The following is a 25010-nucleotide window of genomic DNA, read 5'->3' as shown; positions in this document are numbered from 1 at the left end:
TCCAGATGGTTCATTATGCTAGGTTATGTTTACAGCTGCGAAGGCCTCCCGGATTCTAGAGCTCAGTCAGTTTACCCTCAACCCGTTTGAGTCGAACAAATGCACCACACTCAGGTCTGGCGTCACCCTGATCTTGCTTCCTGGCTCTATGTTGATTCGTTCGCGAAAGATTCCGGTGATATGCTGCGTTCCGAGACGGCCAATGATTTGCGTTTCCGAGCCCGTCGGCTCCAGCACAACCACCTCGATTTCGAACCCGTTGTTTGCAAGATGCAGATGTTCAGGGCGTATGCCATAAATTGACGCGCTTGCTGGCGCATTCACGGAGGACAGCAGAATGCCGTCGGTTGTTCTGAAACTCCCATCGACAACTGAGCCTTTGATAAAGTTCATCGAAGGCGAACCGATGAAACCTGCAACAAATATATTGTGCGGTTTGTCGTAAAGATCAAGCGGAGACCCGATCTGTTCAATGACGCCGTCTTTCATCACCACGATTCTATCGGCCATGGTCATGGCTTCCACCTGATCATGGGTCACATAGATGGTGGTGGTCTTCAGCCTTTGATGCATCTCTTTGATCTCCGCCCGCATTTGTACGCGGAGCTTGGCATCAAGGTTAGAAAGAGGCTCGTCGAACAAGAAGACCTGCGGATCACGTACGATTGCGCGGCCCATTGCAACGCGCTGGCGCTGACCGCCCGAAAGTTGGCGAGGGCGGCGGTCTAGGAGCTTCTCGAGCCCTAATATGTGTGCGGCGCGGTCGACCTTCTGCTTGATCTCGGTCTTTGGTACTCCCTTCAGCTTCAGAGAAAAACTCATATTCTGCGCTACAGTCATGTGAGGATAAAGCGCGTAGTTTTGGAACACCATAGAGATATCACGGTCCTTTGGTGCTATCTCATTGACGACGCGGTTGCCGATACCGATCTCTCCCGCGCTGATATCTTCAAGGCCGGCGATCATACGCAGAAGCGTGGACTTGCCGCAGCCCGAAGGACCCACCAATACCACGAACTCGCCATCCTCAATGTCGACCGACACACCCTTCAGCGCTTCGACGTTTCCGTAGTATTTTCCAGCCTTGCTTATACTTACACTTGCCACGGATTTATCCCTACAATCACCAAGCGATACGATCGATGATCGTAGAAGGGTTATTCGAATCCGTCAATTTTGTGAGAAAGGAAGTGAGGGCAAGGGGTGATGCCTATTTGTAGACACGTACACGAATGCACAAACACAGTTCAGGTCGGAACAAGATCTGTTTCCGCAGACACGCTAAGTGTCTGAATCATAATGATCGGCGTGATTTCAGTGCCTTGCGAGCCTTCGGGTGAGCATGCGGATGTTTGCGATGAGGACCCATGCTTGAGCGGATTCGATGGATCGCTCGAAGTCCTTTGCCAGCCTTCGGCAACGGCCGAGCCAGGCGAAGGTTCGCTCGACGACCCATCGGCGTGGCAGGACCTCGAAGTCTTTGGCGCTGTCCGAGCGCTTGCTGATCTCCATTGTAAACTTGCCGATCTTTTGCAGGGCGCCGCCATCACCAGTTCATTGTTGATCGTGCGCAGCAATCCTTCGTCCTGCCAGCGCCAGAAGTATTTCTGCACCGTCGAGAATGGTGGGAAGTCCTTCGGCAGAAGCCGCCATGGCCCGCCCGACGACGCCATGTAAAGCAGCGCATTCACGACCTCGCGCAGGTCCGTCTTGCGGGGGCGGCCGATCCGGTTCGGCGTCGGCATCAGCGGCTCGACCAGCGCCCACTCCGCGTCCGTCAGGTCGCTTGCGTAGCGCCGGCAGCGCCGTTCATAGTGAGGGCAAGTGGTTTCGGTCCAGGGCATAATGATCTCCGTCGAATCTCAGCAATCCGACAGAATCATAACCAACTGAAATCACTCACCTCTTTTTGGAGCAGACACTAAGGCCGGACCGTGAACCTTCGTCGCGAACCCGCATGATGGTTTGCCGACTGGTCCTGACTTTCCGTGCGATGGCCGAAACGCTCATCCCCTTAGCGAGGTCGTCGTGAACATCCTGCTTCTGTTCGCTGGTAAGCGTTGAGGGGCGACCGAGGGCCTTGCCTTCCGATTTTGCGCGCTTGAGGCCGGACTGTGTCCGCTCAATCAGCAAATCCCGCTCGAACTGGGCGACAGCGTTGAGGACGTTCATGGTCATCGTGCCGGCCGAGCTGGTGAGGTCGGCCCCGCCGAGTGCGAGACAATAGACCTTCACACCTATTTCTGCGAGCACCTTGACGGTGGTGCTGACGTCGATCGCGTCGCGGCCGAGGCGGTCGAGTTTGGTCACGATGAGAATGTCGCCGGCCTCCAGCTTATCCATAAGCCGGGAAAAACCTCTGCGCCGCGCGATGGCGGTGTTGCCAGAAACCGTCTCGGTGGTGATCCGGCGCGGTTCGACTTGGAAGCCCGCGGCTTCGATTTCCTGAATCTGGTTTTCGGTGGTCTGCCCGATCGTGGAGACCCGGACATAGGCAAAGGTGCGTGACATGCGAGGTCAATCTCGTCCGAAAATGGTGTCCAAAACACCCCTACTGTTCGAAAGCCTGTCAAGATAATTTGTGGACAGGTTGTTTTACCCCTGTACGGAATCGTCCGTTTCCGGACATGCTGTCGCTGTCGTCGACGACGTCATCTATGCCCCGCCTGTTCCCACGGTTGCAAGCCATTACGCTCGAACTGCTCGCCAGTACAACCACCGTAAATTTGCCCCCAGGTGTGACCGGCGGCCCCTTTACGGCGGTGACGATTCGGATCTCAACCCTGACCTTGCAGGTTTCCCCACAAGACGGGCATTTCCGCTCGCCGGTCCATCGCCTGTGGCCGTCGAAACCGCACCGATCGCACTTAATTCGCGCCATGCCTCGTTCCTCTACTGCTGCGCCGGTGTCGGCACGGTGATGGTGCAGCTCTGATCCTTCTTCGCCTTCGCGGCCGCCTCGGCGCAGCTCGTGAGCGCGTCCCTGTTGGCGCGCACCAGGTTGCTCGCATCGACCACGCCGCGCCAGCCCTTGGGGTCGCCCGACTGCATGAGCGTGCTTCCCGCCGTCCACCGATCGGCGTTCATGGCGGTCGAGGCAACGGCCATATCGACCGATCCGGGCAGCACGCGCGGCGCGAACAGCGTCAACAGCACGCCGGCGGCCAGGCCGGCAGCTCCCGCGCCCCACAACCAACGATCCTGAATATGGCGCTCGCGCGCGCTGGCGACATGGCGGGCGAGATTGTTGGCGGTGCGCTCGAGGTCGGCCGCCTGTCGCCCGATGTGCTGCGCGGCGCTCCCCACCAGGCTCTCGCCGCCGCGCTCGAGCGCGCGGGCGTAATGTTCCGGGCCGTTGCGCAGCACCGGCGATTGCTCGACCGCCTCAAGGCGTTCACCGACATGGGCGAGCTGCTGGACGATGCGGCCGAGATCGGGTCCGTAGTCGGTCGGCTGCTGTAGTTTCTCAAGCTGGTCGAACGCCGTTTCCACGCCGCGCCGGATGACGGTCATTTCGCCGCCAAGGTCGCGGGTCAGCTTCTCCACCGATCGCCGCAACGCCTCGAACGCCTGGGCCGGGTCGCCGGCGTCCTCGGCCGGGGCCTGCGGCTCGAATCTCTCCCTGTCGTCCGTCATGGCGTCTCCCTACCGTTCAAGCCCCATGCTCCGGCCGCGCCCGCGCGTAAGGCTCTGCTCCATGCTGTGAGAGAGGCTTTCGCCCTGGCGGGTATGGCCGATGCCGAGGTCCTGCCGGCGATTGCGCAGGATGGATTCCACCTGCGGGTCGCGCTCAAGGACCTTGACCATGCCACGCATGACACCCTCGACTTTTTCGCGCACCTTGTCATGCTGCCAGCCGCGAAGCTGCCGGTGCTGTCCCTGTAGCTCCTGCCAGCGGTCCACGAAGCGGTCGGCCCTGACGTTCGGGTCCGCCAGCGCCGTGCGCTCCCGCTCCATGCCGGCCATGAGCTGCCCGACGCGATCCCGGCCGGAAAGCTCCGTCATGGCCCGCCGCGTGCCGGGGTCTTGTTCCAGCGCCGACGCCATGAGCGCCGCCGTTCCCGGCCGGGCCTGGTCGAGCCCAAGCCCCGCTGCGCGAATCTCGCGCTTTTGCGCTTCGAGGATGGGAACGCCCTGCCGCGCGTTGCGGTCGGCCGCATCGTATGCCCGCGCATAGCGGTCAACCGCGCGCTCCATGTCGGACGGCGGCCGCAAGCGCCCGCCCTGCCGATCCTGCGCCGGCGCCGACGCCAAGCCTTCTTCCCTTACCGGCCCGGCCGATGCCTCGCCGCGATCCTGGGAAGGCTGAGAGCGGGCGTTGAGCTTCAAGCCGTCGAACATGCCGCGCCGGGGCGTCTCGGCCGTCTGCGGCCGCTCCTGGGCCGGCGAAGCGCGGTCCTGCTGCGGACCTTCGGCCGTCCCTCCGCGCCCGAGCCGCAAGCCCGCGAACAGGCTGCGGCGGTGCTGCCGATCGCCGCCCCGATCCTGGGCGAGATCCCCGTGGGCGTCACGACACGAAAGTGATGAATCTGTCCGACATTTGAGAACGCATGAAGAACTCACGCCGGTTTGACGGTGGGTGCGGCTCATTTTTCGGCTTTGAGGGCTTCGTAGAGCGCGGTCTTGCCGATTTTCACACGCGCGGCGGCTTCGCGAACATTGAGGCCGGCAGCCAGATGCTGGCGGGCCTTAGCGAGCTTCTCCGGCGTGACGACAGCTTGCCGGCCTCCGCGCCGACCCCTTTCCTCTGCTGCCTGTAGTCCGGCGCGGGTTCTTTCCCGGATGAGATCGCGTTCGAACTGGGCCAGCGCCCCGAACAGATGGAAGACCAGGCGACCGCCGGGTGTCGTGGTGTCGATGTTTTCGGTGATAGATCGGAAGCCGACATCTTTGGCCTCCAATTCCGTGACGATCTCGATCAGGTGCTTCATCGATCGGCCCAGGCGATCGAGCTTCCAGACCGTAAGCGTGTCGCCGTCTCGGGCATAGCGCACAGCTTCGGCAAGCCCCGGCCGATCGGTTTTCACACCCGATGCCTTGTCTTCGAACAGCTTCTCGCAGCCCGCCTTGCGCAGCGCATCGAGTTGAAGCGCCGTATCCTGGTCGCCGGTGGATACCCTTGCGTAGCCGATCGAGGTCATGACGTGTGAGTTGTCCGCTTTCCCATTGAATTCGGACAATGTCCGGTTTGCCGTCGAATGGCAAGATTTACGGACGGAATCTGTGGAAGCCGCGAAACGACCGTTTCCCGGACAGGCATTTTCCACTTCGGTGCAGCGTCCGCGATGAAAGGGAGGGTGATGAATGGCTCGAAGAGCATTGCTGAGCGAAACATGGTGGTGCCAGGCAACAGCGCTCCCGGACGACGAAAGAGAGATCGCCAAACATTACACGCTGGACCAGTCGGATCTCGATTTGATCATGCGGCAGAACCGTGCAGCGAACCGCCTGGGTCTGGCCTGCGTTTTGGCGATTTTGCGTTTTCCAGGCAGGCCGCTCGCGGATGGTGAGATCCTGCCTTCCGGCGTCTTGCGGTTCCTGGCCCGGCAGATCGGCGCCGATCATCGCGAGATCGACCGATATTTCGAGCGCCCGCAGACACGCCGCGAGCACCTCGCCCTGCTTTTCGAGAAAATGAAGATGCGCCCATTTGCGCCTTCGGACGTGCGGGCACTGACCGGCTGGTTGACGCCGGCTGCGCAAACCCTGCGCCGGGCCGATGTTTTGGCGGATATGGTTGTGGAGGAATTGCGACGTCGGCGAATTCTCCTGCCGGCGCGCGGAGCACTCGAAGCCATCATCCACGTTGCAATCCGGCGTGGCATCCGCATCGCCCACCGGGCTCTGGCTGGCGGGCTTTCGGAAGGCCACAAACGTAACCTCCACAAACTTCTCGACCCGCGTGCGGGGACGAACGTGACCATCCTTGCTTGGGCGAGAACACCGGCATTGTCGCCTACCGCCATCAATCTCGACAGGATAGCTGAACGCGTTCAGCTTCTTCGGTCACTGAACCTGCCAATGGAATTGATGGAGCGCATTCCGGCCAAAGTTTTTGACGAACTCGCCGCAGAAGGGATGCGGATGAGCGCGCAGCATTCGCGCGACCTCAATCCCGAACGCCGGCACGCCGTGCTGGCAGCAACGGTCCTGCATCTTTCCCGCCATCTGACCGATTCCGCAATCGACGTGTTCAAAAAGCTAATCGGCGCCATGATGCGGCGAGCCGACAATCAGGCGACCGCCCGCATCACCCGTTCCGTCCGGGAGGTTCAGAAGCCGCTGAAGGACGTTTCGAAAGTTTGCCACGCAATCATCGAGGCCAGGCAGAAGGGCGAGGATATCGGCAGGTCGCTCGAAGCGGTCATTCAATGGCCGACCTTCACGACCAGTGTCCAAGCGGTCGACACGCTCATTGCCCCGGACATCATCGACGGCAAGATCGAAATGCTCCAGCGCTATCCGACAATCCGGAAAATGGCGCCGGAATTCCTGTCAACGTTCGTGTTTCGTGGCCACGCCGTGGCGGCGAATCTCCTGCGCGCGCTATCCATGGTCGCCGATCTGTACCGCAAAGGGAAAAGAGCGATACCCGACAGAGCTCCCATATCCTTTGCACCGAAAGGCTGGATGCCGCTCATCCTGCAGGATGGCAAGATCGATCGCAGGGCCTATGAACTCTGCCTGTTCAGCGAATTGAAACGCCGCCTCGATGCCGGCGATGTCTGGGTGGAGGGCGCGAAGCGATTCCAGTCCTTCGAGAGCTTCCTCATTCCCGCGCCGACATTCGAGCTGATGCGCGAGGAAGGTCCGCTTCCGGTCGCAGTCGATACCGATGTAGAAATCTATCTGAAGCAACAGCGCCAGACCTTGAACGACGGGCTGAGCGAGCTTTCCCGTCTGGCAGAAGCCGGTGAGCTCGACGATGTCGAATTGGCCGACGCGGGTTTCAGCATCACGCCGCACAAGGCCATGTTCCCGGACATCGCGAAGGCGCTGAAACCGAAGGTGGAAAACCGGCTGCCTGCCGTCCGCATCACCGACCTGCTGCTTGAGGTGGACGCCCGCACGGGATTTTCGAATGCGTTCACCCATCTGCGCACCGGGCGCACGGCCGACAACAAGCTTGCCCTGCTTACCGCCGTTCTGGCGGACGGCATCAACCTCGGACTCACCAGAATGGCGGATGTTTCCCCCGGGCTGACGATGCGCCAGCTCGCCTGGGCGCACGACTGGCATATCCGGGAGGAGGGTTACACCGGCGCGCATGCCATCCTCGTCAATGCCCAGAGGCAATTGCCTCTTGCAAGGCTGTGGGGCGACGGGACCACCTCATCCTCGGACGGGCAGTATTTTCCGGCGGGAGGGCACGCCGAGGCGATCGGCGATCTCAACGCCCGCTATGGCCCTAACCCCGGCGCCAAGTTTTATCGCTTCACCTCCGACCAGTATGGCGCTTTCCACATCATCGCCATGAACGCCAATGCGAGCGAGGCCATCTACGTTCTCGACGGTCTGCTCTATCATGGCAGCGATCTCGCCATCGAAACCCATTATGTCGACACCGGCGGGGTCAGCGACATGAGCTTCGCTCTTTGCCATCTTGTCGGGTTCCAGCTCGTGCCCCGGTTCCGCGGCCTCAAGGATCGCCGGCTCTATCTATTCCCGGGCGACACGCCTCCCGAAAACCTCGTACCGCTCGTCGGCGAACCCATCAACGTCGAACGGATCAAGGCAAACTGGGATGACATCCTGCGTCTCGTTACCACGATCCGTTCCGGGCAGGTGCGGCCTTCGACCTTGCTGGCGAAACTGTCCGCGTTCCCGCGCCAAAACGGACTGGCGCTCGCCTTGCGCGACATCGGACGCATCAATCGATCCATCTTCCTGCCGCAATGGTGGCAGAACCCTGAAATGCGCAGGAACGCCACCGCCGGCCTCAACAAGAGCGAGGCCCAGAACACCCTGGCCCGGGCGCTGTTCTTCAATCGGCTCGGAGAACTGCGGGACCGAACCTTCGAGAGCCAGTTCTACAGGGCGTCCGGGCTGAACCTGCTTATCAATGCCATCGTTTACTGGAACACATTATATCTCGAACCGACTTTCGCCGAGCTCAATCGCGAAGGCATTGCCACGCCTGCCGACGTGATCAAGCACATCACCCCGCTCGGATGGCAGCATATCAGCCTCACCGGCGACTACATCTGGACCCCGACTGACAGCCTCGACCTCAGGCCACTTCGGCGAGAAACGTCCATGCTGGCCGCTTGATCACTCTATGTTCTCAAATGTCGGACAGATTCACCACTTTCGTGTCGTGACGCCTGGCTGGGACTGGTGCCGAGTGAGCATTCGAGCGGCAGCACGACAAGGCGCGGACGCATTACGAAGATTGGCAATGCGTTGGCTCGCACCATGATGGTCGAGGCGAGTTGGTCCTAGTCAGTCGGTTAAAAATCCGCGGATGAGAGTATGACAAACCATCGATTCGGTCAGCATCTCCAGCACCGTGCACAGGCTATATCAATTGACCAACCAAGCGCAGGCGGGGTAGCTTAACCGTGTCCGGAAAACCTAAATCGCTCATGAGGGGTGTCATTTCGCCCCCTGAACCGCGCCGGGTCGATGTACCGGCATTGCGGGGTGACTCAGCCGCCCCAGCTTAGATGACCGAGGAAGTCTTGGGTCCGCTTCACAAGCGGTTGTTCGAATATCTGCACGGGCGGGCCCTGCTCGATGATCTGACCCTTGTCGAAAACTATGACCCAGTCGGCTACGCGGCGCGCGAAAGACATCTCATGGGTCACGACAACCATCGTCATGCCCTCCTGCGCCAGCTGTTTCATCACACCGAGGACTTCGCCAACCGTTTCGGGATCAAGCGCCGAGGTTGGCTCGTCGAACAGCATGACGCGGGGATCCATCGCAAGCGAGCGGGCGATTGCCACACGCTGCTGCTGCCCGCCGGATAGCTCGCTGGGATAGCTGCCCGACTTATGCAAGAGCCCGACCTTTCCGAGCAACATTTCGGCGCGATTCTTCGCCTTCTTTGCCGAGATCTTCATCACGGTGCGTGGTCCCACCATGACATTCTGAAGCGCCGTCATATGGGGAAACAGTTCGAAGCTCTGGAACACCATTCCCATGTGCCGACGGACGACCTTAGCCTTCTTCGGCTCGGAAGGAACGGTCTGCCCCTCGAAGAGGATCCGGCCGCCGGTGGGGATTTCAAGTGCGTTGGTGCAACGTAGCAGGGTCGTTTTCCCGGAGCCGGACGGTCCAATCAGACAGACGACCTCTCCCTTGTTAACGCGCCCGTTGACGCCGTTCAGCACCTGGACCGAGCCGAAGCTCTTGGCGACATCCACATACTGGATTATAGGGACTGCGTCCTGGTTCTTGCGCGCAGGCAGATCTGCAATCACTCGACGACTCCATATTTTCGGTTCAGGAAATCGGCGAGCTTCGCCTGCGGGTATCCCAATAGCCAATATATCACGGCCACCGCCGTGAGGATCTCGAGGACGCGGAATGTCTCGCCGCGGATGGCCGTGCCGACATAGCTCAACTCCACCACATTGATCACTGAGACCAGTGAAGTCGCTTTGAACAGTGAGACCCAGGTCGATGCCAGCACCGGGACAACGCGGCGGATCGCCTGCGGCAAGACAACCACGCGCGTCACCTGCCACTGACTCATGCCGAGTGCCAGACCTGCCTCTGACTGGCCGCGCCGTACGGAGTTTACACCAGCGCGGAAATTCTCGGCGTTGTAGGCAGCAATGCCGAGAACCAGCGCGGTTACACTAGTCGCGAAGTTGCCCATCCGCACTCCAAAGAAGATCGGAATCGCGTAGAAGACCCAGACAACAAGCAGTATCAGCGGGATGTTGCGAAAGAACTCGACAAAGAAGCCGCCGCACCAGCGCAGCACCGCGTTGCCGGATTGTCGCAGCATCATCACCGCGATCCCCAGCGGAATCGCTATCGCCATGGTCAATAGCGCGATGATGAAGGTAACGTAGACGCCGCCCAAGAGCTCCCAGCGATACTCCCATACAACCGACCAGTCGTATTTCATGAACGCCCCAGATGCGCGATGCGCCGGTAGATTATGTTGATCAGACGTGTGGTCGGGAACAGCAGGCAAAAATACAAGATGATGGCGATCGTGTAGAGTTCGACCGGCCGGTATATCTGCATCGCGAGAGCCTCCGAATTGCGCATGAGCTCGGGAACGGCAACCATAGATGCAATCGCTGTGTCCTTAATGACCACGGTAAGAAACGAGCCGTAGTTTGGCAACATTCGGATAAAGGCCTGCGGCAGTAGAATGCGGGTCAGAATCTCCCAGCCCGACATGCCAAGGGAGAGGCCGGCCTGCGTCTGGCCGCGACGAACGGAGGTGATGCCGGCGCGATACATCTCCGCGGCATAGGCTGACACCTGGATCGTCATCGCCAACAGCGCCGCCCAGAAAGGCGGCAGGGGCAGACCGATAAGAATGGGGACCGAGAAATAGATCCAGACAAGCACGGCCAGTTCGGGAATGGCGCGCATGGTATCTATATAGAAGGTCACTATTACGCTCAGCCACTTCGGGCCGTAGAGGCGCCCGATGGCTAGGACGAGCCCCGTCACCGTTGTCGTAACCGCGGTGGTCAGCGCCAATAGGACAGTGATCTCGAAACCGCTGAGAAGGAACGGCAGCTGGGATAATACTGAGAAATCAAACATCCGAAACGCTCTCAGAAAGCAGGCGACCGCTAGTCCGCCCGCCTTCCGAACCTATTTTAGAGACGCTATGGCACGCGCTTCTTCCGCGCTGAGCTCGGCCTTCATCGCGTCAGCTACAGCGCGAGTCCAAGCTAGGAATTCCGGCTGGTTCTTGTCGACTCCCATGCCCATATCAATCAGCTGCTCCTTGCTGTCCTGACAGTTATTCTCCCTCGGGAAAGCTATCACGTCCGGATTCTTCTTGAGCAGTACGCCCGCCGAGATCTTGTTGTAGGGACCCAGGTCGGCGTGGCCGGCTATGACCTCGGACAGGAAGTCCGTCACGCCACGCATGCGAGCGTTGGGGAGGCGCGCCTTCAGCCAAGGAAGATAGGGACCACCAGTGACATACACGATCTCCATGTCCGGCGAATTGAGTTCGTCGATCGAGGTGATATTAGCGAGCTTGGGATTGTCCTTACGCCCGATGAGGCAGTTGCTGGTGGTGGAATAGTTGATAAAATCAAGCACCTTCAGACGTTCGGGCGTCTCGCTGAGAGCGGTTATTGTTAGATCGACTTGGTTGGATGCCAGCACCGGAATGCGAGTCTCCGACGAAACCGGCACCTCCTGCAACTCCACGTTCAGGAGCTTAGCATACGTCTTGGCGAGCAGCCAAGCCGGCCCCCTCCAAGGCTCACCTTGTCCCTCGGTGTTCTGAATCAGCCACGGACTATTCGCCAAGACGCCGACGCGCAGAGCGCCAGCCTTCCTGATGGCGTCTACCCGCGCGCTGACGCCGGCAGCAGGGGGCTGCGGCAAATCTTGAGCTGCGGAGAAACCGCTGATCAAGACAAGGCTGAGTGCGCCAAGTGCGGCCAAGATTCTGCTTCTGTTCATTCGAATTTCCTCCCGAGATATCGTGGAACGATAAGCTTAAATTCCCGCTGTTATCGAATTTATTCTCAACTCTACGACACAATCGCAAAGTAGCGCGCCAAAGACGTCGATGTATGCGATCGAAATGTAAAAAGCCATTGACTTGCTACACCTGCAGCATTGCCAGACAGAGAGGATTGTCGACGCTCACATGCGCCCTGCCTTCAAGTCCATGCCCATCGGCGGACAGCCTGAGATGCGACACAGAATCCGATCGACGGTTGGCGACATAAAGATCGTCGCCGGCAAGATACATATGGCGCGGCCACGCCCCACCGCAGGGAACATCCGCGATCGCGCGCGGAATGGCGCCGTTCCCATCCAAGATCGTCACGACGTCGGGGCCACGATTGGCCACAACAATGTTGCCATTGGAAAGGGCGATGATCTCGGACGGCAGACATTCGCCTCCGATCTCTGCGTGCAGCAGAGAAGGCACCGCGGCATCGGAAGTAAGGCAGCTTACCGCCGAATCCAGCCACAGCCGACAGACCGTTGCATTCTTCTCCCCGGCCACGAAGACGGCGCCAGCCGACCCAAAGGCGACATGGCGCGGCCCCATGCCGGGCAGATCGACGCCGCCGCGCTCGACGAGTTCGCCGTCCGCACCACAGGCGAAGAGGGTGACCCGATCGCGGCCGATATCGGTCGCCACAACATGGCGCTGATCCGGCGTGAAGCGTGCTTGATGGAATCGGGTGCCGGCATGCTGACCGAATCGACGGACAGGCCCTTGCAACAGGCCGTTGGGAGCGACGCGGCAGGTCATGACGCAGCCGTCGCGCATGCTTGCCATAACAATCAGCGCGTGATCGGCGTCCAGTTCCAGATAGTTGATCCCGTTGGTACCGATTGGTGCGACGCCCTTCGCCTCCAGCGTCCCATCGGGGAGGCACCGCAGCACGCGGACATCAGCATCTGCGCGATTACTGGCAGCGTAAAGCAGCGACAATCTGGGATGGGTGGCAAGGAAGCCGGCTAGCACATCGCTCGCCAAGACCATGGGCGCCGGAACACCATCGTCGACCAGGGCCATGCAGGCAATACCCCCGGGCGATCTTTCGTCCGCCTCCATGGCGGCATAGAGATAGCGTATCATGGTATCCTTTCCTGCCGGGCCACGAAATAGGGCCGCTGATCGAGGCCAACGCCCAGACCCGGCAGCGGCCACTGGCGTCCGCCTGCAGACGCGACGACGTAATACTGGATAGGAAATGCGGTGTCGGTGAAGGCTGCCGGGATGGTGGCGATCCAGTTCGAGCTCGCGCGCGTCATCGCAACGGAACGGTGGGTTTCTGATTGATTGACGTGCCGGTATCGCAGGATGACCTCATCAACTGACACCTCGCCATCAAAGCCAATCTCCACCACCAGATCACGGCCGCGCATAAATGTGATGGGGCGGTGGACCACCTTAGCGGCGCGACGGAAATCTCGCGCCGGCGGCATCAATGCCTCGCCATAACCTCCATCTCGGGTGAACGCTTCGAGTTCCTCGACATGCCGGCGGATCTTCTCCTCACGCGACGCCCAGTTGCCACGCATGGTCAACGCGGCGCCGAAGATCAAGTCGTCGACATATGTCTCCTTTGAAATGGCGACGATACACCGCCAAGCTTCGAGCGCCTGCCGGGCTTGGTCAACGGCGTCGGCGTGCTGCCGTCCGTCGCCGGTGCGCAGGTAGAATTCGAAGGCCGTTGCGGCACGCAGCTTAGCGGCAAAGAATGCTCCTAGGCCGGCCAGTATCCTTGCGTCCGCGACAAGTTGGCGAGCCGCCCCGTTGACCGAGGACGCCGTCAGTACGTCGAGCGTCGCTTCGGAAAGCCCGGAAAGCCAGTCAGCAACCTCATGAGGGCCGTACCGCCAAGACGAGCGGCCCATGAGCGTATCGTCGACAAAATCCGCAACGCTGCTGAACAGTTCGGGATCAAGCGCGCTGACGGTCCCGATGCGAACTGGCCGCGGCCCCTCGCGATCGTACATGGTCGGCTCGCCGCCGACATAGGGAACGTCTTCGTAGATTTCGGGCCAGTACGATTTGTTGCCGGCGCCCGGCGCGTGGGCGGAGGTGACGAGAGGCAGAATCCGGCTTGCGCTCGCAATGGAACGGCCCAGCGGCGCCGAACCCGGCCCGTAGATCGACACGACATCCCGCTCGAACTCCACCGCATCCGCATTGGGGTTGTGGAGCATGCGACCCCAGACTCGGTAGTACAGTTCATATTTGCGCCAGTCTGGCGCCAACCCGGCAAAGCCATCACGGTAGCCGGACCGATCTGCGACCCGCTCGAGCGCCCAGCGTCCGCGAAAGCTGAGCGGCTCCATGATCTCGATGCCGGCGCTGCCGCAGAATGTCGCCTCACGACCATAAGCGGCCGCGAAGAGCGGATCGGCCCACAGCAAAAGCCGCTGCGTTCCGTGCCATATCCGGTGCACGACATCATAGTCGCGGCCCTCGGCGAGGAAGTCACCGTAGGAATAGCGCGTGAAGTTGCGGCTTCCCTTGGTCACCGCCATCAAGCCGCTGCCGACGCCCGGCACGCGCTCATGCTCCCGCACCGATGCGGCATGATAGGGCAAGGCAAGGTGCTCGCCCGAGAACTTGGTCGACACCACGATGGGAAGGCCTGCCCCCGCGAACACCGCAAGGGTCTCACGGTCAGCACCCTTGGAGTGAATGTCGACCTCGATTGGCCGCCCGCAGCCGCGAATGCCGTCGGCGAACCGCGACCAGAATGCCTTGCGCTGCCCATCCGGCACTCCACCCTCATAGTGAACCCGAAGTGTCAGGGCATTGATTTTAGGGCAAAGCCCTAGAAGGCGCTGGATCGCGACTGCACAATAGTCCGCGCGATTCTCGTCGGTAATGCCGGTCACCATATGACTGGCATCGGGGCTGTTGGGAAAATTTGCAGCCTGCTGCCACAGCGACAGCTGGAAAGTCAGGCCATGGCGTGCAGCTTCCTCCGCGATAAATTGCAGAGTTGCGAGATTATCGTCCCGCTCCTCACTCGAAAGGCCGTCGACGCGCACGTCGAAGCCAGGGACGTCAAACAAGAAGGGATAGATGAAACCGAGATAGGTGTCGGTCACGCCTTCGTCATGGCCGTAGTCATAGCCCAAGCCGAAGACGAGCGAAAAGCGATTGAAGCGGCAATTGGCAAGGTTCGCGAGATAGTCGCGCCAGAATGCGCGGTCGCGAAACCAGTCATAGTCATAGGCCTTGCTCACGAAGAGACGCGCAATGCCGCGTCGGCGGGCCCCGGGCGGCGGGGACCGGAATGTCTGCCTGAACACGTCGCGGAGATCGGCTCCGGACCGGACTCGATCACTCAACTCGAGGAGTCCAAGGCGCAATCCGCGCTCGTGAGCCGCGGTGATCATCAGCCCGATGCCCATGGCCTGGGGCGTGGCGATGAAATCATCTTCATCGAGATCGGGGGAAGTCTCGGCCAGATCGAGCGCGACTTCGTACTCCTCCGACACGTCGACAGAAGCCGCTGAGGTCAAGCGTGAAAGCTCCGCTCCCAGCCTCTTGACTGCGGCCTCGACCATGTCAGACCGGCTCTCGCCGCAATATCGGATCGACAACCTCACGCCCCGTACCCTCACTCACTCACCGAACGACGGTGGACCGGCCCCATGGATTGGACGAGCTGATATCACTGCCGTAATACATCGCCGGGAGTATCATGCCGCCATCAACGACGATCGAGATGCCGGTACAGAATGACGCTTCTTCCGAAATTAGGAAGGCGACCACGCGACCTATGTCCTCAGGAGTGCCATAGCGCTCCAAGGGAACGCGACGCGGATCGGGAGCTGTGTCGGTCGCGCGCGGCGCAGTCATGTAGCTGCTCTTCGGCAAGAGGATCGTGCCCGGCGCTACGCAGTTCACCCGTATGCCGTGGGGCGCAAACTCCAGGGCGAGCGAAGCGCTCGCCTGCTGCAGCGCGGCCTTCAAGCCACCGTAAATCGAACCGTCAGGATAGGCGCGCTGCGCCTTGACCGAGGTGATGTTGACGATGGCACCGTGCGTGCCGGAAGCGATCATGTGTTCGCCGATCCATTTGCTCAGGAGCAATGGCGCCCGAAAATTCACCGCGTAGACGGAATCGATGTCGTCCACATTCGCATCCTGAATGCGCGTGATGCAGCCTCTTCCAGCATTGTTCACAAGGACGTCGATCTTCCCGAGCTTCTCCACCGCCACGTCGGCGATCTTGCGTACGTCTTCAGGGCGGTGCGCGTCGATCTCAAGTGAATGCGCCTCCCTTCTATAGGTGCGCCGAACCTTCTCGACGACCTGGGCGGCTAAGTCGGCTTCGCCGCGATGGGAGATCAGGAGATCATAGCCGCGGCTGGCGAGCACGTAGGCGATACCCTCGCCGATACCCCGGTTTCCACCGGTTACAATGGCCGTCCTTCGTTCCGTCACCCGCTGCCTCCTATGCGTCCAAAAACGGCCCTTTGGCCGTCGCTCAAGCGCAGGCATATTGTGGACTTGGATCAAAGTTGTCAATAAACATTATTTTTTTAGGCTTGTAGATCACCTGAAAATGCACCATTTAAGCGTTAAATAGGATATATTGTAATTTCATTTTTCAATTAGGAGCACGACGTAAAAAATGATGTCCGTCACCATCAGGTCGAGCCTGAAGCAGGTCAGCACGGCGACGCTATGCACCTGCCTCTACAAGCGCGGGCTTCGTAACCAGTTCATCCAAGACGTACGGCCGCTCAGCAAGCCGGTCGAGAACATGGTGGGCGAGGCGTTCACACTTCGCTACATGCCTGCCCGCGAAGACCTGAATCAGCTGGTCGTCTTCCAAGACCCCACCCATCCTCAGCGCAAGGCCATCGAGGACTGCCCACCCGGCCATGTCATGGTAATAGACAGCCGAAAGGATGCGCGAGCCGCCTCCGCGGGGGGCATTCTTGTCGCGCGGCTGAAGCACCGGGGAGCAGCCGGCATCGTATCGGACGGCGGCTTCCGTGACACGGGCGAAATAGCGGCCAGCGGCTTTCCCACCTATCTGAACCGAGCTTCGGCCCCAACTAACCTCACGCTCCACCAAGCTATAGATATCAATGTCCCGATCGGCTGCGGAGACGTGCCGGTATGGCCGGGCGACGTCATCGTTGGCGATGCTGACGGCGTGGTGGTAATTCCGCTACATCTTGTTGGCGAGATCGCCGCAGAGGCGCTCGAAATGACCCATTACGAGAATTTCGTCATGCAGCAGGTCGTCGGTGGACGATCTATACTGGGGCTATATCCAGCCACCGATCCAGAGGTTATAGTCGCCTATCAGAGATGGCGGAAAGCACGTTCCTAAAGGGATCAGCCGCTTTGACCTCCGCTCTCGACATGGTAGAGAAGCGCTCAATGGTCGAAATTATGCATCCACAGACATACAGCGACGAGGAGTCGCGCGCGGTACACCTCGACCGGATAGTCCCAACTCGAAAACCCAGACTCGCTGACGACTTATATGGCCAGCTGCTGCTGGAGCTGTCGCGTTCCAAATACGAGATCGGAGCCCGCCTGCCGACCGAAGAGCAGCTGGCGAAGGCCTTTGCTGTTTCCCGTCCCATCGTGCGCGAGGCGCTCCGCCGGCTGCAGGAAGATGGCATTGTAAGCTCACGCCGCGGCGCCGGCACCTTTGTCAGCCGGACGCCGCCTGCCGAGGTAGGGGCCGAGCGCGGGCGTGACATCGCCTCCTTCATGCAGGCGTTTGAGGTTCGCGCCTGTCTTGAGCCCGAAGCCTGCCGGCTCGCCACCCGTCGCCGTACCCCAGCTACGGTAAGCGTCATAGCGCGCGCACTGGAGGATCTTGAGGCCGCAATGAAGTCGGGCGACGGAAATCCTGAAGCCGATTTTCGGTTTCACCTTTCGATCGCCCAGGCCACGCTGAACGATCTTTTCGTAGACCAGATCGTGGTGCTCAAGCCCACCATTATTGGGACGATTGCTATAACCTCTGAGATAACACGAGCCAGATCAGACGAGCGCCGAAAAAAGGTGTTCAGGGAGCATGTCGATATTTTCTCCGCGATCGAACGCGGCGATGAAGACCGCGCGAAGTCGTACATGCTCTATCATCTCGCCGAAGTTTGGAGCCGAATTACCGACACACACCGCTGATCTGGTCGGAACAGCCCAAAAGCTTCATCGGCTCCTCGGTGTTCAGTCCTGGCATTGAACCGCCCCACCCCGATCGGCGCCACAGACCTGGAAGCTTCGCTTGGCGAGGTCGATCGCCAAAATATGCACGTCTGACATGGTCTCCTCCTTCGAAAGCGCCGCACCGGCGCGGATGGCATCATACGACGCCGCTCCAAGGGGCATCCACAGCATCAGTTCAAAGAAGAGAGTACCTCCCTTTAGAGCATCGGGCGCAAAGCATGAATCGGGTGCTTCCGTTGTGCTGCAAGTTCTGATTCCATGGCCGCAGGAGGTGCGGATCATGGGAAAGCCTACTTCATCAGACCTTCGGGAACGGATCGTGCGGGGAGTGGCGTCGGGTCAATCGTACCGGGCGATGGCGGCGCGGTTTGAGGTTGCGCCATCGACGGCTGTTCGGATCCAGCAACGCTATCGCGCCACCGGTGTGGTTGCGCCGGCCAGGCAGGGTCGTCCCACCGGATCGGGTAAACTCGGGGCGCATCGGCGGGTTATCATCGACAAGGTGAAGGCTCAGCCCGACATCACCATGCCGGACCTTGCCGCTTGGCTGGAAGGGCAGCACGGTGTCACGGTCGATCTTTGCCCGATCTGCCAAAACTGCCCGTCTGAACTGCCCTCGGCATGTTCCATGAGTTGGGCACCACATCGTTTCAGGTTTGCCGAAACGATTGCAAATTGTTGAGTATTTCAGGCAAGATTCTCAGGCAAGCTCAAACCACTGCAATTGCCGTGAATTTACGGCTCCTGTGCCGGTTCGGACACAATGATCGTGCAGCTTTGCGTTTCGCCCGTCCTGGCCGCCGCTTCGCGGCACGCCGCCACCTCGGCCACGTTGGCCTCAATGAGCTGATCGGCATCGACAACCCGATTCCAGGCTTCTGCGTTGGCGAACTCCATCAAGGTCATGCCGGCCTGCCACGGCCTTTCCGCCATGATGAAGCTGGCAACACGGGGCGCAGCGGAAAACGGCAGTATTGCCGGCAGGAACAACGTCAACACGATGCCGGCTAGGACGCCGCCCGCGCCGACGATCCACAAGAGCCGGTTCTGAACATGACGCTGGCGCTCGCCGGCGACGTGTTCGGCCAGATCGTGCGCGACCCTCTGGAAATCGCGGCTCTCGTTCTGGAATTGCTGCGCGGCAGTCTTCACCAGGCTTTCGCCGCTGCGCTCGAGTGCTCGAGCGTAATGCTCCGGCCCATTGCGCAGGATGGGCGATTGTTCGAGGGCTTCAAGCCGCTCCCCGACATGGGCGAGATGCTGGACGACGCGGCCAAGATCGGGGCCGTAGTCGGTCGGCTGCTGGAACTTCTCGAACTGGTCGAAGGCTGCTTCCACCCCGCGCCGGATCACGGTCATTTCTGCGCCGAGCTGGCCGCCCTGCTTCTCGACCGTGCGCCGCAACGCCTCGAACGCGGCGGCCGGGTCGCCGGCGTCCTCGGGCGCGGCCGGTTCGAATTCTTCCCTGTCGTCGTCCGTCATGGTCCGATTCCCTGCAAGCCGAGAAACCGATAGAGCGCGAGGCTGACGGCGGCCATGTCCTCCGCGCTGAGCCGGCCGAACACCGGCCCCACCTTCGACCGAGGCAACGCAACTCCCCGATCGATCATCACTTGCGAGCGTTTGCGCAAGCCGTTGTCCGGCGTCGGCCTGATCGTCACCCGGAACAGCGGCCAGTCGTTCAACTCGCTGGTCAGGCGCAGGACGGTCACGGCGCTAAGCTCGGCAAAGGCGTCGTCCTGCACCACAAGCGCCGGGCGCGGCTTGCCGTAGTCGCCGCTGACGGCGATCGTCACCAGGTCGCCGCGTTTCATGCTTTCCAGTCGTCCGCGAAATCATCGGCGTCGAGCAGGGTTTCCAGTTCTCTGAGCGATTGCGCCTCGTCGCTGCCCGGATCGCGGGCACGCTCGGCGGCCGCCCGCGACTGCCGCCGAGCCTCGGCCTCGAACGCCTTGCGGTTGCGGCGCTCGACATAGGCGCGCATGAAATCTCGCAAGACCTGCGCGGCCGGCCGATCCTCGGCCTCTGCCGCCAGGGTGAAGGCGGCCTTCAAGGCAGGATCGATCCGAAAATTGACGCTATCGGACTTCGGATGCTGACTGACGCGGGGCATGACACCTCCTTGTGATGCGATTTGTATGTATAATGTAGTTGCATTTTGCGCTGCCAGCAAATCTATCGTTCAAGTCCGATGCTGCGGCCGCGCGTAAGGCTCTGTTCCAGCTCCCGCGAAACCCCCTCGCTCTGGCGCATGTGCTGGCCGATCCCAAGTTCCTGCCGGCGATTGCGCAGGATGGAATCAACCTGCGGGTCGCGTTCAAGGCTTTTGGCAAGGCCCTGCATCTGGCCTTCCACCTTGCCGCGCGCCTCGTCGTGCTGCCAACCGCGAAGCTGCTGGCGCTGCCCCTGTAGCTCCTGCCAGCGTTCAACGAAGCGGTCGGCTCTCACATTGGGGTCGGCCTGCATGGCGCGTTCGTGGTCCAGCCGCCCGATGACCTGGCCGACGCGCTCCCGGCCGGAAAGCTCGACCATGCTGCGCTGCATATCGGGGTCATAGCACAGCGCCGAACGCATCAGCTCCCGCGCTCCCGGCCGCGCCTGGTCGAGCTGCTGGCCGGCCTCGTGCAAGTCTTGGCGCTGCGCATCGAGGACCGGAAGCCCCTCGCGCCGCTGCCGGTGTGCCGATTCATAGGCGCGGGCGTAGCGGTCAACGGCCTGTTCAAGCGGCGACTGCCCCCGCGCCCGTTCGGCCAGCCGGTCGGGCGCCGGCCCCTCTGGCGCCAACGATCCCCGCAAGCTCCCTTCCCTTTCCGGCCGTTCTCCCGGCTCCTGGGAAGCCCCACGGCTGGCCCCACGACCAACATTGAGCCGCAACCCGTCGAACATACCGCGCCGCTGCTTCTCGGCCGGCTCTGGTCGCCCTTGGGGGCGCTCCTGGGCCAGCTCGTCGCGATCCGGCGCGGCCGGCCGCTCGGCCGACGCGCCCCGCGACAATTTCAGGCCCTCGAATCGGCTGCGGCGCTGCTGTCGATCACCGCCCCGATCCTGGGTAATATCCTCGCGCGGATCTGCACGAAGATCCTGCACGAGATCCGCGCCCTTGTTTTTCTCGACCGGGGAACGCAATCTATCCGTGCTCGCATCGCGGGCCTGGTCCTGGTCTTCCACCCCCCCGACGCCCAAAGAGGCCGGGACCGATCTTTCCGGCAGCGACAAGCCTTCGCGCTCCCGCTCTACACGTAGCCCGGCCGCGCGCTCGGCCGGAATCTCGATCTCGCTGCGGACGCCCAACGTCTCCGCAATCCCGCGCCGCTCGGCAAAGTCGCGGGTATAGTCGAGGGTGGTTTCCTTGACGCCCGATCGCGACAGCCGGGTTTCTAGCTGGCTATAGGCCAGCTCGCCGGCGTCCCGCACCTTCCACGCATGGCGTTCGACCATCTGGCCGTCTGGAAGCCGAACCGGCTCCGATCCGCGATGCTCAAGGCCGATCCTGTCCCCGATCTCGGGCGCGGCCTCCTTCATGGCTCGCTCAAGATCGACGCCCCATAGGGTGCGGCGCTCGCCCTTGTCGTTTTCCAGCGTCACGAAATAGCTGTCGCTCTTGCCGGGCTGTTGCTCATAGGGCGCGGCCCCATGCTCGACCAGCCGGCCCGCAGCCAACGTTTGGCCGGCATTGGTGAACTCGTCCTGTGCCGCGTAGAGCTGCACCCCGTCACGATGCCGGGTCATGGCGACATAGGTTAGATGCCGGTCCATCGTCCCCGACGCCAGCACATAGGAACGATCGACCGTCGCCCCCTGATTTTTGTGAATCGTCGTCGCATAGCCGTGGTCGATCGCCTGATAGTCGCCCATCGGCACGGAAACGCTGTCGCCCCGGTCCAGTGTGGCAATGATGCGTTCCGGCTCGACATGCTCGACCGTGCCGAGCATCCCGTTTTTCACGCCAAGGTCGCGGTTGTTCTCAAGGAACACGATGCGGTCGCCCGGCGCGAACTCCCGCTTGCCGTCATTGGTCTGGAAGGTCAGCGCGCCGGCGTCCGAGCCCACGGCGGGCACGTTGCCCTGCGCCAGCTCGCCCTGGTCCTGTAGCTCGGCCCTGATCGCGTCATTGATGGCCCGCACATCGGCCCGGCGATGCGCCATCGCAACGCGGGTGCCGTCCGGGCGCTCGTCGCGGTCGGCAAGGTAATCGCGCACGATCTGGCCGCACACGTCCTCGCCGGTTTCGGCAAAGCTGATGTTGCCGCGATCCCGATAGGCCGCCAGCCCCTCGGCCGTCCGGTGCGTGGCGAAGTCAACGGAAGCCTCCCGCTGCCAGTCCACGCGCTGCCGGCGAATCTCGGAAAGCTCGGCATGGCCGATTTCTTCTGCGATCGCCCGGAACGGTGCGCCGGCCCCGATCGCCTGTAGCTGCTCATGGTCGCCGACAAGGACGATCTTCGCCCCGCGCGCCTCGGCCTCGCCAACAAAGCGGGCGAGCTGGCGGCTCCCGACCATGCCCGCCTCGTCGATCACGAACACGTCGCCGCGGCAGAGTGCATAGCGGTCCCCACTATGTGGGTTCTCCCAACCGCGGGACCATGACGCGAGGGTGCGGCTCTGGATGCCGGAAGATTCCTCCAAGCCCTCGGCGGCCTTCCCCGACAGGGCCGCGCCGTGGACCGTGTAGCCCTCGGCCTCCCATGCCTCGCGCGCGGCGGCGAGCATGGTGGACTTGCCAGCGCCGGCGAAACCGACAACGGCCGCGATGCGCTCCCGGCCGGTGATATGCTCGATCGCCTGGCGCTGTTCGTCCGACAGCCGGGCGGAAGCATCGCTCGCAGCGGACTTGTCCCCGACGCTGCGCTGAATGGCGGCGTCTTGGCGCTCTATGGCGCGCTCGACATGCCGGCGATCGACGCCATGACCATGCGCCTCCTGCATCCGCTGCGCGCTCGCGATCATGCCGGATTCGATCCCGACCATTTCCCGCGTCGAATACCGCGCAAGCTCGATCTCCCCCGTTGCCGGGTCCCCCACTACGTGGGTCCGTTCCGGCTGAAGCTCGACCAGCGCCGGCGAGGCCATGACCTTCGCGAACGCGCCTTGGAACTCCTGCACATCGTCGTTGATGTAGCGATGCAGCGCCCGCGCAACGTCGTGCCGGTCGAACACGCTCTTTTCGCCGGTGATGAGGGTTAGAACCTGCTCGGGCTTCTCCCGGATGAGGTCCGCGTTGCGCCGAGCCGCATCCTCGTCCAGCCGCGCCCGGTCAACCTCCATGCCCTTGCGCTGCATCTGCGTGGCATGGACACCCATATGTTCGGTCGGCGCGATCTCAAGGCCGCGCTCCATGTGCGAACGATGGTCGATCCGAATATCTAGGCCGGCCATCGCAAGGCGCTCGTTGGCGATCCCCTCCCACCTCTGGCGAAGGTCGCGGAGCTGCATGTCGGTCGTCGGCAGGTCGTTCGCCAGCAGCCATTTGTTTTCGCGCTCAAGATAGGTCTTGTCGCCTAGCCCGCTCTCCGTCACCTGCCGCGTGGTCATAAGCACATGGGCATGGTGATTGCGAACGTCGCTCGCCTCGTGTGGCGCATGAATGGCGAAGTCCACGACCGCGCCGTAGCGGTTTGCCAATTCCTGCGCCAGCTCCCGCGTAGCCTCTAGCCGTTCCTCGGCCGACAGCTCATGCGGCAAGGCAACCTCAAATTCGCGGGCAACGCGCGCGTCCTTCCGCTTCTCGGCAAACTCGGCGGCGTTCCACAAGTCCGACCGATCCCGCGCCCAATCGGCATTGACGCTCTCGGGCAAGACGATCTCGGCATGTTCGACGCCCTGCTTTGCCCTGTAGTCGTGCGTGATGCCGTCGCGCTCGTTGGTCAGCTTCTCCCCGGCACGATAAGCCATCGAGGCGACGGCGCTACGGCCCTTCGCCCGCGAAACTGGCTTCATGCTGAAATGGTAGATGGCCAACCCGTTGCCTCGATCCTGTTTCGCCGTTTCCTGATAGCCTACCAGTCATCGGCGCGCTGAGTTACGCAGTAACTCGTAAGTGCGCCCTTCTCATCCACACTCACCGCCGACCGCTCCGTGATCTGCATCGACCCCAAGGGCGAGAATGCCAGGATCGCCGGCCGCGCCCGCCAGAAGTTCGGGCCGGTCCACGTCCTCGACCCCTTCGGCGTCACCGGCACGGCCTCGGCCGCCTTCAATCCGCTCGACATGCTCGACCCTTCCGGCCTCGATGCCGCCGAGGATGCCGCCACCCTGGCCGACGCCCTGGTCTATGACGATCCCGGCACCGCCGGCGAGGCGCATTGGAACGAGGAAGCCAAGGCGCTGATCGGCGGCCTGGTCCTCCATATCGCCGCTTGCGAGCCGCGCGACAGGCGGACCCTTGCAACCCTGCGCGAACACCTCACCCTCGCTCCTGAAGCCTTCGCGGCGCTCCTGAAGGCCATGCAGGCGTCCACGTCCGCCGGCGGCCTGGTCGCCCGCGCCGCCAATCGTCACCTCGGCAAGACCGCGAGGCGGCCGGCGTGCTCTCGGCCGCGCAGCGCCATACCCATTTCCTCGACTCGCCGCGCATGACCGCCGTGCTCGGCCGCTCCGACTTCGCCTTCCGCGACCTGAAGGTGCGCACCGGAACGGTGTTCCTCGTCCTGCCGCCCGATCGGCTGACCACATATTCGCGATGGCTGCGCCTGCTCGTCACCCAAAGCCTGATCGACATGGCCCGCACCTCCGCAAAGCCCGCCGCCAGCTCGTCCCCTGCCCCACTGGCTACGCCAGTGCTGTATTTGCTGGATGAGTTCGCCGCCCTCGGCCACCTCGCCCCCGTCGAGCGCGCTTTTGCCCTCATGGCCGGCTACGGCGTCCAGCTCTGGCCGATCCTGCAAGACGTTCACCAGCTCCGCGCCACATACGGACAGCGCGCCGGCACCTTCCTGTCGAACGCCGGCGTCCTGCAGGTGTTCGGCGTCAACGACCACGACAGCGCCCGCCTCGTCTCCGATCTGCTCGGCCAGGGAACCGCCGTGTTCCGGACGATGGGCCAGGCGCTCGATTCCGACAAGTCGGGGATCTCCTACGGCGAGCACCATTCCGGCCGGCCGCTGCTCACCCCCGATGAGGTCCGCAACCTGCCCCAAAATTTCGAACTGCTGTTCCTCGCCGGGCA

Annotated in this window: 20 protein-coding genes and 3 pseudogenes; 6 read left to right on the top strand and 17 right to left on the bottom strand. The window is 61.9% G+C overall.

The genetic code is table 11. From position 1 onward, the window contains the following. Window positions 1-66 precede the first annotated feature (66 nt). The 6 genes and pseudogenes from KIO76_RS30475 to KIO76_RS30450 all read right to left on the bottom strand — a co-directional run bounded on the left by KIO76_RS30475 (window position 67) and on the right by KIO76_RS30450 (window position 5141). A complete protein-coding gene (locus KIO76_RS30475; RefSeq protein ID WP_213327439.1) occupies window positions 67-1107 on the bottom strand; it encodes an ABC transporter ATP-binding protein in 1041 nt (346 codons plus the stop codon). Window positions 1108-1314: 207 nt separating this feature from the next. Next, a pseudogene (locus KIO76_RS30470) lies at window positions 1315-1844 on the bottom strand (transposase). Between the two features lie 55 nt (window positions 1845-1899). Continuing rightward, on the bottom strand, window positions 1900-2511 hold the full coding sequence (locus tag KIO76_RS30465) for a recombinase family protein (RefSeq protein WP_213327438.1): 612 nt from the start codon (window positions 2509-2511) through the stop codon (window positions 1900-1902). 381 nt (window positions 2512-2892) lie between these two features. Continuing rightward, a complete protein-coding gene (locus KIO76_RS30460; protein WP_213327437.1) occupies window positions 2893-3636 on the bottom strand; it encodes a DUF6118 family protein in 744 nt (247 codons plus the stop codon). Window positions 3637-3645: 9 nt separating this feature from the next. Further along, the gene (locus tag KIO76_RS31275) at window positions 3646-4590 is read right to left on the bottom strand and encodes a hypothetical protein (protein ID WP_249730266.1); all 945 of its coding nucleotides are present in this window, start codon (window positions 4588-4590) and stop codon (window positions 3646-3648) included. After that, window positions 4587-5141, bottom strand: a complete 555-nt coding sequence (locus KIO76_RS30450; protein WP_213327436.1) for a recombinase family protein — start codon at window positions 5139-5141, stop codon at window positions 4587-4589. The genes KIO76_RS31275 and KIO76_RS30450 overlap by 4 nt, the downstream gene beginning before the upstream one ends. Window positions 5142-5304: 163 nt before the next feature. Between KIO76_RS30450 and KIO76_RS30445 the strand changes: the two genes are divergently transcribed. Together KIO76_RS30445 and KIO76_RS30440 are read left to right on the top strand one after the other, a co-directional pair. After that, window positions 5305-8271: a Tn3 family transposase gene (locus KIO76_RS30445; protein ID WP_213327435.1), complete on the top strand. Its 2967-nt coding sequence runs from the start codon at window positions 5305-5307 to the stop codon at window positions 8269-8271. 51 nt (window positions 8272-8322) lie between these two features. Then, a pseudogene (locus KIO76_RS30440) lies at window positions 8323-8439 on the top strand (transposase); the annotation flags it as partial. A 209-nt stretch (window positions 8440-8648) separates the two neighbouring features. Here the strand turns inward: KIO76_RS30440 and KIO76_RS30435 are convergent. The 7 genes from KIO76_RS30435 to KIO76_RS30405 form a co-directional block, all read right to left on the bottom strand. After that, window positions 8649-9380, bottom strand: coding sequence for an amino acid ABC transporter ATP-binding protein (locus tag KIO76_RS30435; protein ID WP_213327463.1), 732 nt, complete (start codon window positions 9378-9380; stop codon window positions 8649-8651). Between the two features lie 41 nt (window positions 9381-9421). Further along, window positions 9422-10081 (bottom strand): amino acid ABC transporter permease, encoded by a 660-nt coding sequence (locus tag KIO76_RS30430; protein ID WP_213327434.1) that lies wholly within the window; start codon window positions 10079-10081, stop codon window positions 9422-9424. Next, a complete protein-coding gene (locus KIO76_RS30425) occupies window positions 10078-10737 on the bottom strand; it encodes an amino acid ABC transporter permease (RefSeq protein WP_213327433.1) in 660 nt (219 codons plus the stop codon). Before KIO76_RS30425 ends, KIO76_RS30430 begins: the two co-directional genes overlap by 4 nt. A 51-nt stretch (window positions 10738-10788) precedes the next feature. After that, window positions 10789-11616 (bottom strand): substrate-binding periplasmic protein, encoded by an 828-nt coding sequence (locus tag KIO76_RS30420; protein ID WP_213327432.1) that lies wholly within the window; start codon window positions 11614-11616, stop codon window positions 10789-10791. A 145-nt stretch (window positions 11617-11761) separates the two neighbouring features. Beyond that, window positions 11762-12754 (bottom strand): lactonase family protein, encoded by a 993-nt coding sequence (locus KIO76_RS30415; RefSeq protein ID WP_213327431.1) that lies wholly within the window; start codon window positions 12752-12754, stop codon window positions 11762-11764. Further along, the gene (locus KIO76_RS30410; protein ID WP_213327430.1) at window positions 12751-15165 is read right to left on the bottom strand and encodes a hypothetical protein; all 2415 of its coding nucleotides are present in this window, start codon (window positions 15163-15165) and stop codon (window positions 12751-12753) included. The genes KIO76_RS30415 and KIO76_RS30410 overlap by 4 nt, the downstream gene beginning before the upstream one ends. A 106-nt stretch (window positions 15166-15271) precedes the next feature. After that, the gene (locus tag KIO76_RS30405; protein WP_213327429.1) at window positions 15272-16093 is read right to left on the bottom strand and encodes an SDR family NAD(P)-dependent oxidoreductase; all 822 of its coding nucleotides are present in this window, start codon (window positions 16091-16093) and stop codon (window positions 15272-15274) included. A gap of 190 nt (window positions 16094-16283) precedes the next feature. Here KIO76_RS30405 and KIO76_RS30400 point away from each other — a divergent pair, with 190 nt between their 5' ends. From KIO76_RS30400 to KIO76_RS31870, 3 genes are all read left to right on the top strand, one after another. Beyond that, on the top strand, window positions 16284-16994 hold the full coding sequence (locus KIO76_RS30400) for a ribonuclease activity regulator RraA (RefSeq protein WP_213327428.1): 711 nt from the start codon (window positions 16284-16286) through the stop codon (window positions 16992-16994). Window positions 16995-17044: 50 nt separating this feature from the next. Next, entirely contained in the window at window positions 17045-17803 is a 759-nt protein-coding gene (locus KIO76_RS30395) for a FadR/GntR family transcriptional regulator (protein WP_249730264.1), read from the top strand. A gap of 136 nt (window positions 17804-17939) precedes the next feature. Then, a complete protein-coding gene (locus KIO76_RS31870) occupies window positions 17940-18527 on the top strand; it encodes a helix-turn-helix domain-containing protein (protein WP_213327427.1) in 588 nt (195 codons plus the stop codon). Window positions 18528-18580: 53 nt separating this feature from the next. Here the strand turns inward: KIO76_RS31870 and KIO76_RS30385 are convergent, their stop codons facing one another. The 4 genes from KIO76_RS30385 to traA all read right to left on the bottom strand — a co-directional run bounded on the left by KIO76_RS30385 (window position 18581) and on the right by traA (window position 23803). Then, window positions 18581-19327 carry a DUF6118 family protein gene (locus KIO76_RS30385; RefSeq protein ID WP_213327426.1) on the bottom strand — a complete coding sequence of 249 codons (747 nt, stop codon included), beginning with the start codon at window positions 19325-19327 and terminating at the stop codon, window positions 18581-18583. Then, window positions 19324-19659: a type II toxin-antitoxin system PemK/MazF family toxin gene (locus KIO76_RS30380; RefSeq protein WP_213327425.1), complete on the bottom strand. Its 336-nt coding sequence runs from the start codon at window positions 19657-19659 to the stop codon at window positions 19324-19326. Before KIO76_RS30380 ends, KIO76_RS30385 begins: the two co-directional genes overlap by 4 nt. Further along, on the bottom strand, window positions 19656-19958 hold the full coding sequence (locus KIO76_RS30375; protein ID WP_213327424.1) for a hypothetical protein: 303 nt from the start codon (window positions 19956-19958) through the stop codon (window positions 19656-19658). Before KIO76_RS30375 ends, KIO76_RS30380 begins: the two co-directional genes overlap by 4 nt. Before the next feature lie 62 nt (window positions 19959-20020). After that, a complete protein-coding gene (gene traA, locus KIO76_RS30370) occupies window positions 20021-23803 on the bottom strand; it encodes a Ti-type conjugative transfer relaxase TraA (protein ID WP_213327423.1) in 3783 nt (1260 codons plus the stop codon). Window positions 23804-23902: 99 nt separating this feature from the next. Between traA and KIO76_RS30365 the strand changes: the two are divergent. After that, window positions 23903-25010 (top strand): annotated as a pseudogene (locus KIO76_RS30365) (type IV secretory system conjugative DNA transfer family protein); the annotation flags it as partial.

It is taken from the genome of Chelatococcus sp. YT9, from assembly GCF_018398315.1.
Lineage (GTDB): Bacteria > Pseudomonadota > Alphaproteobacteria > Rhizobiales > Beijerinckiaceae > Chelatococcus.
The sequence above is the reverse complement of the archived record's forward strand: the minus strand, read 5'-3'. Positions and strand labels throughout refer to the sequence as shown.

Excerpts from the sequence above, each read along its gene's own strand:
- KIO76_RS30465 (WP_213327438.1), bottom strand. The coding sequence starts at position 2,511 with ATGTCACGCACCTTTGCCTATGTCCGGGTCTCCACGATCGGGCAGACC.
- KIO76_RS30460 (WP_213327437.1), bottom strand. The coding sequence starts at position 3,636 with ATGACGGACGACAGGGAGAGATTCGAGCCGCAGGCCCCGGCCGAGGAC.
- KIO76_RS31275 (WP_249730266.1), bottom strand. The coding sequence starts at position 4,590 with ATGAGCCGCACCCACCGTCAAACCGGCGTGAGTTCTTCATGCGTTCTC.
- KIO76_RS30450 (WP_213327436.1), bottom strand. The coding sequence starts at position 5,141 with ATGACCTCGATCGGCTACGCAAGGGTATCCACCGGCGACCAGGATACG.
- KIO76_RS30445 (WP_213327435.1), top strand. The coding sequence starts at position 5,305 with ATGGCTCGAAGAGCATTGCTGAGCGAAACATGGTGGTGCCAGGCAACA.
- KIO76_RS30430 (WP_213327434.1), bottom strand. The coding sequence starts at position 10,081 with ATGAAATACGACTGGTCGGTTGTATGGGAGTATCGCTGGGAGCTCTTG.
- KIO76_RS30425 (WP_213327433.1), bottom strand. The coding sequence starts at position 10,737 with ATGTTTGATTTCTCAGTATTATCCCAGCTGCCGTTCCTTCTCAGCGGT.
- KIO76_RS30420 (WP_213327432.1), bottom strand. The coding sequence starts at position 11,616 with ATGAACAGAAGCAGAATCTTGGCCGCACTTGGCGCACTCAGCCTTGTC.
- KIO76_RS30415 (WP_213327431.1), bottom strand. The coding sequence starts at position 12,754 with ATGATACGCTATCTCTATGCCGCCATGGAGGCGGACGAAAGATCGCCC.
- KIO76_RS30400 (WP_213327428.1), top strand. The coding sequence starts at position 16,284 with ATGATGTCCGTCACCATCAGGTCGAGCCTGAAGCAGGTCAGCACGGCG.
- KIO76_RS30395 (WP_249730264.1), top strand. The coding sequence starts at position 17,045 with ATGGTCGAAATTATGCATCCACAGACATACAGCGACGAGGAGTCGCGC.
- KIO76_RS31870 (WP_213327427.1), top strand. The coding sequence starts at position 17,940 with ATGGTCTCCTCCTTCGAAAGCGCCGCACCGGCGCGGATGGCATCATAC.
- KIO76_RS30385 (WP_213327426.1), bottom strand. The coding sequence starts at position 19,327 with ATGACGGACGACGACAGGGAAGAATTCGAACCGGCCGCGCCCGAGGAC.
- KIO76_RS30380 (WP_213327425.1), bottom strand. The coding sequence starts at position 19,659 with ATGAAACGCGGCGACCTGGTGACGATCGCCGTCAGCGGCGACTACGGC.
- KIO76_RS30375 (WP_213327424.1), bottom strand. The coding sequence starts at position 19,958 with ATGCCCCGCGTCAGTCAGCATCCGAAGTCCGATAGCGTCAATTTTCGG.